The organism is Mycobacterium sp. NPDC003323 (assembly GCF_053589535.1).
In genome coordinates this window covers 1-12,525 of record NZ_JBSFSB010000002.1, presented here as the reverse complement: position 1 = coordinate 12,525, position 12,525 = coordinate 1, and the positions used below count along the sequence as shown (strand labels likewise).

Annotated in this window: 8 protein-coding genes and 1 pseudogene; 5 read left to right on the top strand and 4 right to left on the bottom strand. The window is 68.2% G+C overall.

All coding sequences use genetic code 11. The features are described from left to right. Positions 1–2: 2 nt before the first annotated feature. Both ACWDUN_RS06760 and ACWDUN_RS06755 read left to right on the top strand, forming a co-directional pair. Positions 3–1,172, top strand: a complete 1,170-nt coding sequence (locus tag ACWDUN_RS06760; protein WP_449926376.1) for an NAD(P)-dependent malic enzyme — start codon at positions 3–5, stop codon at positions 1,170–1,172. 13 nt (positions 1,173–1,185) lie between these two features. Further along, positions 1,186–2,019 (top strand): glycine betaine ABC transporter substrate-binding protein, encoded by an 834-nt coding sequence (locus ACWDUN_RS06755; RefSeq protein ID WP_449926373.1) that lies wholly within the window; start codon positions 1,186–1,188, stop codon positions 2,017–2,019. On the opposite strand, the gene ACWDUN_RS06750 is transcribed toward ACWDUN_RS06755, so the two are convergent. After that, positions 2,020–2,847 carry an SDR family NAD(P)-dependent oxidoreductase gene (locus ACWDUN_RS06750; RefSeq protein ID WP_449927753.1) on the bottom strand — a complete coding sequence of 276 codons (828 nt, stop codon included), beginning with the start codon at positions 2,845–2,847 and terminating at the stop codon, positions 2,020–2,022. A gap of 123 nt (positions 2,848–2,970) precedes the next feature. Then, positions 2,971–3,762 (bottom strand): annotated as a pseudogene (locus ACWDUN_RS06745) (alpha/beta fold hydrolase); the annotation flags it as partial. A 122-nt stretch (positions 3,763–3,884) separates the two neighbouring features. Here ACWDUN_RS06745 and ACWDUN_RS06740 point away from each other — a divergent pair. After that, positions 3,885–4,235: a DUF732 domain-containing protein gene (locus ACWDUN_RS06740; protein ID WP_449926370.1), complete on the top strand. Its 351-nt coding sequence runs from the start codon at positions 3,885–3,887 to the stop codon at positions 4,233–4,235. Between the two features lie 71 nt (positions 4,236–4,306). Here ACWDUN_RS06740 and ACWDUN_RS06735 read toward each other — a convergent pair whose 3' ends face one another. Both ACWDUN_RS06735 and ACWDUN_RS06730 read right to left on the bottom strand, forming a co-directional pair. After that, the gene (locus ACWDUN_RS06735; RefSeq protein WP_449926369.1) at positions 4,307–8,107 is read right to left on the bottom strand and encodes a multifunctional oxoglutarate decarboxylase/oxoglutarate dehydrogenase thiamine pyrophosphate-binding subunit/dihydrolipoyllysine-residue succinyltransferase subunit; all 3,801 of its coding nucleotides are present in this window, start codon (positions 8,105–8,107) and stop codon (positions 4,307–4,309) included. A gap of 118 nt (positions 8,108–8,225) precedes the next feature. Continuing rightward, positions 8,226–8,972, bottom strand: a complete 747-nt coding sequence (locus tag ACWDUN_RS06730) for a hypothetical protein (protein ID WP_449926366.1) — start codon at positions 8,970–8,972, stop codon at positions 8,226–8,228. Between the two features lie 230 nt (positions 8,973–9,202). Between ACWDUN_RS06730 and ACWDUN_RS06725 the strand changes: the two genes are divergently transcribed. Next, positions 9,203–10,408, top strand: coding sequence for a multidrug effflux MFS transporter (locus ACWDUN_RS06725; RefSeq protein WP_449927751.1), 1,206 nt, complete (start codon positions 9,203–9,205; stop codon positions 10,406–10,408). Positions 10,409–10,488: 80 nt separating this feature from the next. Then, positions 10,489–12,417, top strand: a complete 1,929-nt coding sequence (locus tag ACWDUN_RS06720) for an MFS transporter (protein WP_449926363.1) — start codon at positions 10,489–10,491, stop codon at positions 12,415–12,417. The last annotated feature ends 108 nt before the right edge of the window (positions 12,418–12,525 follow it).

Here is a 12,525-nt window from a genome sequence, read left to right as displayed (position 1 = left end):
GCATGTCCGAACTGGTGCGAACCCCACAGGTTGTCGTCGATGACGCGGAGATCTTCGCGGCCCATGAGGGTGGCAAACTCTCGATCGATCTGAAAGCACCGCTGGACACCCAGCGGGCGTTGTCCATCGCCTACACCCCCGGGGTCGCTCAGGTGAGCCGCGCCATCGCCGCCGATGCGACGCTGGCCAAGAAGTACACCTGGGCCAACCGACTGGTCGCCGTCGTCAGCGACGGCAGCGCCGTGCTGGGTCTCGGTGATATCGGTGCGGCCGCGTCACTGCCGGTGATGGAGGGCAAGAGCGCGCTGTTCAAGACCTTCGGCGGGCTGGATTCCATCCCGATCGTGCTGGACACCAAGGATCCCGACGAGATCGTCGAGACGCTGATCCGGTTGCGTCCCACCTTCGGCGCGGTCAACCTCGAAGACATCTCGGCCCCGCGCTGTTTCGAGATCGAGCGCCGCGTCATCGAGGCGCTGGACTGCCCGGTGATGCACGATGATCAGCACGGCACCGCCATCGTGGCGTTGGCCGCCCTGCTCGGCGCGGTCAAGGTGCTCGACCGCGACCTCAAAGACCTCAAGGTTGTCGTCTCCGGCGCCGGCGCCGCCGGGGTGGCGTGCACCAACATCCTGCTGAACAGCGGAATCACCGACATCATCGTGCTCGACAGCAAGGGCATCGTGGAGAACGGCCGGGCCGACCTGAACTCCTTCAAGGCCGAACTCGCACAGCGCACCAACCCGCGCGGCCTCACCGGTGGGGTCGCCGAGGCGCTCGACGGCGCCGACGTCTTTCTCGGTGTGTCGGCCGGTCTGGTCCCCGAAGAGCTCATCGCGACGATGGCCCCCAACGGCATCGTGTTCGCGCTGTCCAACCCGGACCCGGAGATCCACCCCGACGCGGCGCGCAAATACGCCGCGGTGGTGGCCACCGGCCGCAGCGACTTCCCGAACCAGATCAACAATGTGCTGGCCTTCCCCGGGGTGTTCCGCGGCGCGCTCGACGCCGGTGCCCGCCGCATCACCGAAGAGATGAAAGTCGCTGCCGCGCATGCGATCTTCTCCGTGGTCGGTGACGACCTCGCGGTCGACCACATCGTGCCCAGTGCGCTGGATCCGCGCGTCGGGCCCGCGGTGGCCAAGGCCGTGGCCGAAGCTTCCGGGGTCTGAGGTTCGTTCGACGATGCAGCGACTGGCGGTGGCGCTCGTCGCGCTACTGATCACCGGCTGCGGTGGCACTACAGCGCCGCCGCCGTCGGTCGCCGTCGGTGCCCGCGCTGACGCGGAATCCGCGCTGCTGGCGCATCTGTACGCCGCCGCGCTGCGCTATTACGGCAGCGCGGCGCACGTCAAGGATGTGCCGGATCCGTTGGGCGCGTTGGATTCCGGCGACGTCGACGTGGTGCCTGCCTTCACCGGCGAGGTGCTGACCAGGTTTGCCCCCGATGCCGCGGCGCGATCGGCGGCGCAGGTGTACCGCGCCATGATCGGCTCGCTGCCCGAAGGACTGGGCGCCGGTGACTACACCGAGAGCGCCTCGGACAAACCCACGGTCGCGGTGACCACCCGCACCGCCGAGACGTGGCAGACCGCCGACGTCCTTGCGCTACCCGGGCGCTGTGCCGAACTCAGGCCGGGCGCGGTGGAAGGCGCCGACGTGCCGACGGAACTGGGGACCTGCACGTTGCCCGCGGCGCGCGAGTTCCCCGACGCCGAGGCACTGCAGCAGGCGTTGCGCAGCGGCCGGATCAACCTGGGCTGGACCACCGCCGCCGCGCCGGATGTACCCGAGGACCTGACGCTGTTGTCCGACCGCACCGCGTTGATCCGGGCCGAGAACGTCGTCCCGGTGTTCCGGCGCAACACGCTGAGCCAGGCCCAGCAGCGTTCGGTCAACGAACTGGCCGGCGTGCTCGACACCGACGCGCTGGCGCAGATGCGCGCCGAGGTCGCCGCCGGCGGCGAACCGGGCGCGGTGGCGGGTGCCTGGTTGGGCACCCACCCGCTCGGCCACTAGTTACTTCGGGATGAGCCCCTTGGCCACCGACGAGAACAGCTTCTGATACCCGCCGGAGCCGGCGATCCGGATGATCACGTCGAGGATCTTGGCGTCGGCGCCGACGAGCACCCGGGCGCGGTCCTTGCGGACGGCCTCCAGGATGATCTGCGCGGCCTTCTCCGGGCTGGTGCGGGCCAGCTTGGTGTCGAACGCCTTGGCCATCTCGGCGACGTCGATGCCTTCGGCGGCGGTGGCGTTGCGGGCGATGGCGGTCTTGATGCCGCCGGGGTGCACGCAGGTCACCTTGACCGGATGCTTGTTGACCGCCATCTCCTGGCGCAGCGCCTCGGTGAATCCGCGCACCGCGAACTTCGCCGAGTTGTAGGCGGCCTGACCGGGCACCGCGAACAGTCCGAACACGCTGGAGACGTTGACGACGTGCCCGTCGCCGGAGGCGATCAGATGCGGCAGGAACGCCTTGGTGCCGTTGACGACGCCCCAAAAGTCGACGTCCATCACGCGTTCGATGTCCTTGTAGGTGCTGACCTCGATATCGCCCTGATACGCGATGCCGGCATTGTTGTAGATCTGGTTGACCTTGCCGAAGTGTTCCTTGACCGCGTCGGCGTACAGCTCGAAGGCCTCACGTTCGGTGACGTCGAGGCGGTCGGCCTTCACCGGGGCGCCGATGGCCTTGAGCCGTTCCTCGGTGACCGCCAGGCCTTCGGTGTCGACATCGCTGATCGCCAGCTTGGCGCCCGAGCGGCCCAGTTCGACCGCCAGTGCCTGTCCGATACCCGAACCTGCCCCCGTGACGACGGCAACTTTCCCGGCAAAGCCCTCCATGCGCACACTCCTCTGCGATCGACTGTCCACGCGATTGTGTTCGACCTTAGCCGTTACCGGCGGTACCGAGGCCGACAGGGTCGGTCCGTTCTCGACGAACGCGGTGACGAGGTCGGCGAACTCGTCGGCCCGCTCGATCTGCGGCATGTGCCCGGTCGCGGTGAACAGGTGGACCTGGGCATCCGGGAACTGTCGCTGCGCTGCGGTCAAATGGGTGACCGGGAGTATGCGGTCGCGGTCACCCCAGATCAGCAGGGTGGGCCGAGGGTGCGCGGCGACGGCTGCCAGCAGTTCCGTGCGCCACCCCGGCCGTACGCCGCGCACCGTCCCGAGATGGTTGGCCATGTCGAGCAGAAACTCTCCGGTGCCGGGTTGGGCGGCGATGCGCAGCGCATGGTCGATGCGGTCGCGGGTGGCCAGGGCCGGGTCGGCGAACAGGCGTCGTTCCATCAGCCGCGCGCCCGCCGGGGTGCTCCGGGTGGCGACGTACCGTCCGAGGCCCGGTAAAGAGAGCATCCGCAGCAGGCCGGTGACCTCCGCGCCGAAGCCGGCGCTGTTGACCAGGGTCAGGCTGGCGACGCGTTCCGGGTAGGAGGCCAGCAGCTGCATGGCGACCGCACCACCGAGTGAGTTGCCGATGACATGGCACGGTCGGGTCTCGTCGAGCGCGGACAGGGCGCCGGCCACCCCGGCGGCCAGGGTCGCCAGGTCGGCGGGGCCGTCTCGGCGTGCGGACCGTCCGAATCCGGGCAGGTCGACCGCGATCACATAGAAGCGCCCGGACAACCGCTCGATCTGTTCGGTCCAGTCCTCCAGGCTGCGAGAGATGCCATGCAGCAACAGCAGCGGCGTATCGGCTCGATCACCGGCGGTCACAGCCCGGACGGTGCGACCGTCGACGCTCAGGGTGTGCATCCGACCATGATGTGACGACTGTTACGCGATGCCCAGGGGCAAAACGCACCCGATCGTGGTACGGGCGGTGCACTCTGTGCGCGGCCGGTAACGATGCGCCCGGGCCGCACGATGACCCGGGCATGATGCGTCTGATCGTCACCTCCGCCGCCGCGCTGTCGGTGGCCCTGCTGGCCGCCGCACCCGCCCAGGCGGATCCGGCCACCGACTTCCTGAACACCCTCGACGGCACCGGCCTGAGCACGATCGATCCCGGGGACGCCATCGCCGCGGGGCAGTCGGTGTGCCCGATGCTGGCCGACGGCGGTCAGGACCTCGCCGATGTCGCCGGACGCGTCTCGGAGACCATCGGGCGCCCGCTCGGCCCGGCCACCATGTTCACCGGGTTCGCGATCTCGGCGTTCTGCCCGGGCGCGGTCACCTCGATCGCCAACGGCGAGTCGCCCGTACCGCTGGGTCTGCTCGGCTTCTAGGACCACGAGCGTGCACGAACTGCGCCCCGACACCGGAGTGTCGGGGCGCAGACACGCACGCTCGCCGGGATCTAGGCGAACGCCTCGTCGATGATCTCCTGCTGCTCCACCGCGTGCACCTTCGACGACCCCGAGGACGGGGCGCTCATGGCACGCCGCGAGATGCGCTTGATCCCGGTCAGCTTCTCCGGCAACAGCTCCGGCAGCGACAGACCGAAGGTCGGCCACGCACCCTGGTTGGCCGGCTCCTCCTGCACCCAGAAGTACTGCTCGACATTCGGGTACTCGTCCAGCGTGGCGTTGAGCCGGCGCCGCGGCAGCGGGTAGAGCTGCTCGACACGCACGATGGCGACATCGTCGCGCTTTTCCTTGGCCTTGCGTGCGGCCAGCTCGTAGTAGATCTTGCCGCTGGTGAGCAGCACCCGCTTCACCTTCGACCGGTCGCCGTCGCCGTCCTCGTAGGTCGGCTCCTCGAGCACCGAGCGGAACTTGATCTCGGTGAAGTCGCGCACCTCGGACACCGCGGCCTTGTTGCGCAGCATCGACTTCGGGGTGAAGACGATCAGCGGCCGGTGGATGCCGTCGAGCGCGTGACGGCGCAACAGGTGGAAATAGTTGGCCGGGGTGGACGGCATCGCGACGGTCATCGACCCTTCGGCACACACCTGTAGGAACCGCTCGATACGGCCCGAGGTGTGGTCGGGGCCCTGGCCCTCGTGGCCGTGCGGCAGCAGCAGCACCACGTCGGAGAGCTGGCCCCACTTGGCCTCACCGGAGGAGATGAACTCGTCGATGATCGACTGCGCGCCGTTGACGAAGTCGCCGAACTGCGCCTCCCACAACACGATCGCCTCGGGGTTGCCCACCGAGTAGCCGTATTCGAAGCCCACGGCCGCGAACTCCGACAGCGCCGAGTCGTAGACCATGAACCGGCCGTTGGTCGGGTTGCCGTCGGCATCGGTGGTCAGCAGGTCGATCGGGGTGAACTCCGCCCCGGTCTTGCGGTCGATGATCACCGCGTGCCGCTGGGTGAACGTGCCGCGCCGGACGTCCTGACCGGTCAGGCGGACCGTCTTGCCTTCGGAGACCAGCGATCCGATGGCCAACAACTCGCCCATGGCCCAGTCGACCTTGCCCTCGTAGGCCATCTCGCGACGCTTGTCGAGCACCGGCTGCACCCGCGGATGCACGTTGAAGTTCTCCGGCACGGCCAGGTGCGCATCACCGATCCGCGCCAGCACCGACTTGTCGACGGCGGTGTTGAGGCCCTTGGGTGTCTGCTGGTCGGCCTCGACCGATTCGCTCGGCTCGATCTCGTGCTTCTCCAGCTCGCGGACTTCGTTGAACACCCGCTCCAGTTGTCCCTGGTAGTCGCGCAGCGCGTCCTCGGCCTCCTTCATCGAGATGTCGCCGCGGCCGATCAGCGCCTCGGTGTAGGACTTGCGGACACCACGCTTGGTGTCGATCACGTCGTACATGCCGGGCTGCGTCATCGACGGGTCGTCGCCCTCGTTGTGCCCGCGGCGGCGGTAGCACAGCATGTCGATGACGACGTCCTTGTTGAACTTCTGCCGGAAGTCGATGGCCAGCTTGGCCACCCACACACACGCCTCGGGATCGTCGCCGTTGACATGGAAGATCGGCGCGCCGACCATCTTGGCGACATCGGTGCAGTACTCGCTGGAGCGCGAATCGTGCGGCGAGGTGGTGAAGCCGATCTGGTTGTTGACGATGATGTGGATGGTGCCGCCGGTGCGGTAACCGCGCAGCAACGCCAGGTTCAGCGTCTCGGCCACCACGCCCTGACCGGCGAAGGCCGCGTCACCGTGCAGCATCATCGGCACCACCGAGAAGGCGGGATGCCCCTCCGGGGAGGTGAAGTCGATGATGTCCTGCTTGGCGCGGACCAGGCCTTCCAGCACCGGGTCGACGGCCTCGAGGTGGCTCGGGTTGGCCACCAGCGACACCGCAATATCGTTGTCGCCGAACATCTGAAGGTAGGTGCCGGTCGCGCCGAGGTGGTACTTCACGTCTCCGGAGCCGTGCGCCTGACTCGGGTTCAGGTTGCCCTCGAACTCGCTGAAGATCTGGCTGTAGGGCTTGCCGACGATATTGGCCAGCACGTTGAGCCGGCCGCGGTGCGGCATGCCGATGACGACCTCGTCGAGACCGTGCTCGGCGGCCTGGTCGATCGCGGCGTCCATCATCGGGATGACGGTCTCGGCGCCTTCGAGCGAGAAACGCTTCTGCCCGACGTACTTTGTCTGCAGGAACGTCTCGAACGCCTCGGCCGCGTTGAGCTTGCTCAGGATGTACTTCTGCTCGGCGACGGTCGGCTTGTCGTGCTTGGTCTCGACGCGCTCCTGGATCCAGCGCTGCTGCTCGGGCTCCAGGATGTGGGTGTACTCCACGCCGACGTGGCGGCAGTAGGCGTCGCGCAGCACCGAGAGCACATCGCGCAACTTCTTGTACTCGGCGCCGGCAAAACCGTCGACCTTGAACTCGCGGTCCAGATCCCACAGCGTCAGGCCGTGGGTCAGCACGTCGAGGTCGGGGTGGCTGCGGAAGCGGCCCTTGTCCAGCCGCAGCGGGTCGATATCGGCCATCAGGTGACCGCGGTTGCGGTACGCCGCGATCAGCTCGATGATCCGTGCGTTCTTGTCGTAGATGGAGTCCGGGTTGTCGGTCCGCCAACGCACCGGCTCATAAGGGATGCCCAGTTCGCGGAAGATCTCGTCGTAGAACTCGTCGTCGAGCAACAGGGTGTGGATGGTGCGCAGGAAGTCACCTGACTCCGCACCCTGGATGATGCGGTGGTCATAGGTCGACGTCAGCGTGATCAGTTTGCCGACACCCAATTCGGCGATGCGCTCCTCGGAGGCGCCCTGGAACTCGGCGGGGTACTCCATGGCGCCGGCGCCGATGATCGCGCCCTGACCGCGCATCAGTCGCGGCACCGAGTGCACGGTGCCGATGGTGCCCGGGTTGGTCAGCGAGATGGTGACACCGGCGAAGTCCTCGGCGGTGAGCTTGCCGTCGCGCGCGCGCCGGACGATGTCCTCATACGCGGCGATGAACTGACCGAACGCCATCGTCTCGCACTTCTTGATGGCGGCCACGACCAGTGATCGGTTGCCGTCCTTACCGGCCAGGTCGATGGCCAGACCCAGATTGGTGTGTGCCGGGGTCACGACATTCGGCTTGCCGTCGACCTCGGCGAAGTGCCGGTTCATGTTCGGGAACTTCTTGACCGCCTGCACGATGGCGTAGCCGAGCAGGTGGGTGAAGCTGATCTTGCCGCCGCGGGTGCGCTTGAGGTGGTTGTTGATCACCACCCGGTTGTCGATCATCGCCTTGGCCGGGATGGCGCGCACGCTGGTGGCGGTAGGCACCTCCAGCGAGATGTTCATGTTCTTGACGACGGCGGCGGCCGCACCACGTAGCACCGCGGTCTGGTCGTCGCCGGAGGGCGCCGGCTGCGGGGGAGTCTTGGGCTTGGCGGCGGGTTCGGCCTTGGCGGCCGGCGCGGACTTCGTGAGGGCGGCGCTCTTGGCGGGCTCGTTCTTGGCGGGTTCGGCCTTGGCGGCCGGTTTGGCGGGGGCGGAGCCGTTGGAGGCGGGGGCGGAAGCCTTCTCGGGGGCGGCGGGTGCTGCTGGCTTGGTCGCTGTTGTCTGGGGCTTGGTCTGCGCCTGGGCGGAGGTCTCGGGGGCTTCGATCTTCTCGGGGGCATAGTCCACCAGGAACTCATGCCAACTCGGATCTACCGACGAAGGATCCTCGCGGAATTTGCGATACATCTCTTCGACGAGCCACTCATTTTGTCCGAAGGGTGAAGGTGCACTGCTCACAGCAGCTTTTCGCCTCGATTCCATCTGCTCACGGCAGGCGCCGTCGGTACGCCACCCGCCCCCTTGATATAGCGGTTACCCGCGTTTTGCCGCCCTAAAGGCTACGCCTCGGAGCACACCCTCACCACGAGAGTGGGACTTGTCACTCGGACTGCGCCGAGGGCAGTACATGCAGCGTGGACGGCCACCGCGACGGCGGGTTCCCGAACGCCAGCCGAGCGTTGCTGACGATCTTCTTGCCCATCAACCGGTTACCGACACCGCCGACGACCGCGCCCACGCCGACGGGCAGCATCTTGCCGAACGCCAGCGCGCCGCGTTTGAGTGCGTACTTCTTCACGAAGTACTTGACCAGCCGATTGTTCAGCTGCGACACCGCGGGCAACGGTAGGGTCGCCGCGCCGTCGGAGATCCACGCCCCGCTGGTGCGCTTACCGCCGACCAGGTCGGCCAGCGCCCCTCGGCCGTCCTCGCCGACCAGCACCGCCAGCACCAGCGCGCGGCGCCGCTCGCGGTGATCGGCGGGGATGCCGTGCACCTCGGCGTTGGCGAGCACGAACACCGCCGTCGCCTCCAGGAAGACCAGCGTCTCACCGGCGACGGCCGACATCGCGGCCAACGTCCCGATACCGGGGAAGGCGGCGGCCGAACCGACCGCGGCGCCACTGGCCATCACCGCGGCCAGATAGTGCTTCTCGAGCGCGGTGACGATCTCGGCGGGGCCGGCGTCGGGGCGCTGCTTGCGCATCCGGTCGACGTAGGCCTTGACGGCGGGACCCTGCAGGCGGGCGCTGCGCTCCAGGATCTGCGACAGTGCCTTGGCGGCCGCGCTGGGATCCTCGTCGGTCTGGGTGGCAGGCAGGTTCTTGGCGCTGAAGCGGGCGTTCATCGGTGTACTCCCCTCGCATCCCCGGATCATTCCGGCGGTGCCTGTCGATTACCCAGGCTAACGCTCGGTCAACGCGCGAGAGGCCGGTCTGAGTGCCCGAGCCGAGGCCGAGGTGATGTGGGTCACTCTCCGGTCGATCGGGAAGAAAAAACTCGGGTGCGGCGCTGGGTTTACCCGTGACAACATCCCTGGGCGTGACGACCGACAACACCACGCCCAGCAGGTTGCGGATGATCGCCGTCCTGGGGCTGATGGTTGCCCTCGGTCCGTTGACCATCGACATGTATCTGCCCGCGCTCCCGCGCATCGCCGAGGACCTGTCGGTCTCGTCGTCGGTGGTGCAGCTGACGCTGACCGGCACCCTGGCCGGGCTGGCCGTCGGGCAGTTGGTGATCGGGCCGCTGTCGGATTCGCTCGGCCGCCGGGTGCCGCTGATGGCCGGCATCCTGTTGCACATGGCGGCATCGCTGATCTGCCTGTTCGCCCCCAATATCGCGGTGCTCGGCGCCGGCCGGGTGCTGCAGGGTTTCGGTGCCGCGGCGGCGGCCGTGGTGGCGGTGGCCGTCGTCGGTGACCTCTATGTCGACTCGGCTGCGGCGACGGTGATGTCCCGGCTGATCCTGGTGCTGGGTGTGGCGCCGGTGATCGCGCCGTCGCTGGGCGCGGCGGTGCTGCTGCACGCGTCCTGGCACTGGGTCTTCGCGGTACTGGTCGTCCTGGCCGGCGGGCTGTTCCTGCTCGGCGCGCTGGCGCTGCCGGAGACCCTGCCGGTCTCGCACCGGCGGCCGCTGCACATGAGGTCGATCGCGTCGACCTACGGTGCGCTGCTGCGCGATCTGCGGTTCATGACGCTGGTGGCCGTGGCCGGTCTGAGCATGGCGGGGCTGTTCGGCTACATCGCGGCCGCGCCGTTCGTGCTGCAGGGCGACTATGGCCTCAACCAGCAGGCGTTCGCGCTGGTGTTCGCGGCGGGTGCCATCATCCTCATCGGATCGACACAGTCCAATGTGGTGTTGCTGCGGCGGTTCGCCCCGCAACGGATCATGGTGGCCGCGTTGATCGTGTCCGTCGTCGCCGGCGTGGTGTTCGTCGCGCTGGCGGTCACCGGGGTCGGCGGGTTGCCCGGATTCCTGGTGCCGGTCCTGGTGATCCTCGGCGCGATGGGCCTGGTGCTGCCGAACGCGCCGGCGGTGGCCCTGTCGCGGCACTCGGACGCCGCGGGCACATCGGCCGCCCTGCTGGGGGCCGCCCAGTTCGGCATCGGTGCGGCGGTGGCGCCGTTGGTCGGGGTGCTGGGCAACAGCGAGTTCGCGCTCGCGCTGGTGATGCTGGTCGGCTCGGCGGTGGCGCTGGCGGGCCTGCTGACCGTCGGGTCCGCGGCACCGCACCGCACCGCATCCGAGGTCGCCGAGGGCATGGCCGCCGAAAAGGTCTGAGTACGGCCGGGTCTGACTTGTCGGGACACCGGGCGAACCGTAGCGTCGGGCGGGTCGCCAATTCCCCCGATGACGAGTAGATGTCCCAGAACCCCACCGATCGACGTGTGTCGCTGGCCTCCCGGATGACCGGGCAGGTCCGCGAAGCCAACCCATGGCATGCCCTGTGGGCGATGCTGGTCGGCTTCTTCATGATCCTGGTCGATTCGACCATCGTCGCGATCGCCAACAAGCCGATCATGGAGGCGCTGGGCACCGACTACGACGGCGTTATCTGGGTGACCAGTGCCTACCTGCTGGCCTATGCCGTTCCGCTGCTGGTGTCGGGTCGGCTCGGCGACCGGTACGGGCCCAAGAACATGTACCTGGCTGGGCTGGCCGTGTTCACCGCAGCCTCGCTGTGGTGCGGTCTGGCCGATTCGATCGAGATGCTGATCGCGGCCCGGGTGGTCCAGGGGCTGGGTGCGGCGCTGCTGACCCCGCAGACGCTGTCGATGATCACCCGCATCTTCCCGGCCGCCGGGCGCGGTGTGGCGATGAGCGTGTGGGGGGCCACCGCGGGGGTCGCCACCCTGGTCGGTCCGATCGCCGGCGGGGTGCTGATCGACGGGCTGGGTTGGCAGTGGATCTTCTTCGTCAACGTGCCGATCGGGATCATCGGTCTGGCGCTGGCGGTATGGCTGGTGCCCAGCCTGTCGACCGAGAAGCACCACTTCGATCTGCTCGGTGTGGCGCTGTCCGGATTGGCGATGTTCTTCATCGTCTTCGCACTGCAGGAGGGCCAGTCGCACGACTGGGAGCCCTGGATCTGGGCGATGATGGCCGTCGGGGCGGCCCTGATGGTCGCGTTCGTCTATTGGCAGTCGGTCAATCCGCGGGAACCGCTGGTGCCGCTGCGGATCTTCGCCGATCGCGATTTCACGCTGTCCACGGTCGGCGTCGCGATCATCAGCTTCGCGGTCACGGCGATGATCCTGCCGGTCATGTTCTATGCGCCGATGGTGCTCGGCCTGTCCTACACCCGGTCCGCGTTGCTGACCGCACCCATGGCGATCGCCTCCGGTGTGCTCGCACCGTTCGTCGGTCGGATGGTCGACCGCAAGCACCCGACGCCGATCATCGGTTTCGGTTTCTCGCTGCTGGCGATCGCGCTGACCTGGCTGTCGCTGGAGATGACGCCGAGCACCCCGATCTGGCGGTTGCTGTTGCCGCTGACCGCGATGGGTGTCGGGATGGCGTTCGTCTGGTCACCGCTGGCGGCGACGGCCACCCGCAATCTCCCGCCGAACTCGGCCGGTGCCGGGTCGGGCATCTACAACAGCACCCGTCAGGTCGGCGCCGTGCTGGGCAGCGCGGCGATGGCGGCGTTCATGACGGGGCGCATCGGGGCCGAACTCGGCACCGCCGCCGCGCCGGTGACGCCCGACGGTCCGGCGCCCGACCTGCCGGCCTTCCTGGCGGCGCCGTTCTCCGCGGCGTTGTCGCAGTCACTGCTGCTGCCGGCGTTCATCGCCCTGTTCGGTGTGGTGGGTGCGATCTTCCTGCGCGGCCAGGGCCCGGCCGGACCGGTGGCCGAGAGCACCCCGCCGCCGGCGGTCCCGGTCGACGAGCAGCACTCGCTGGACGAGGACTGGGTGGACGACGACGACTACATCGAGTACACCGTCGACTGGGCCGCGCCCGACCGTGGACCCGAGGACCGGCCGACCGATATCGTCGCGGCGGTCGTCGTCGACCCCGCCACCGATCAGCTCGATGCGCGCGATATCGCCGACGGCGCGCCGTGGCAGCAGAACACCGACGAGCCGGCACCCGTCGAGGCCGCGCCGGATCAGCAATGGCGTTCGATCTTCGACGATCTGATGAGCGCACCGCCGGATGACGAGCATGGCCGCAACGGTGTGCATGAGGAGCAGCAGGGCTGGTTCCAGCCGTTGGAGCAGCCGGCCGAACATGTCGGGGACCTGCCGGCCCGGCCGACCCGCGGCCGGCACTCCCGCGACGACTGAGCCCGGGACCGCTCTAGGAGACTGCTGAATTAATCCCGCGTGGCGGGGGTGGGTTGACCTGTGCTTTGGGATGATTGGTGGGTGCAGGGTCGTTCTGATGATCAGCGT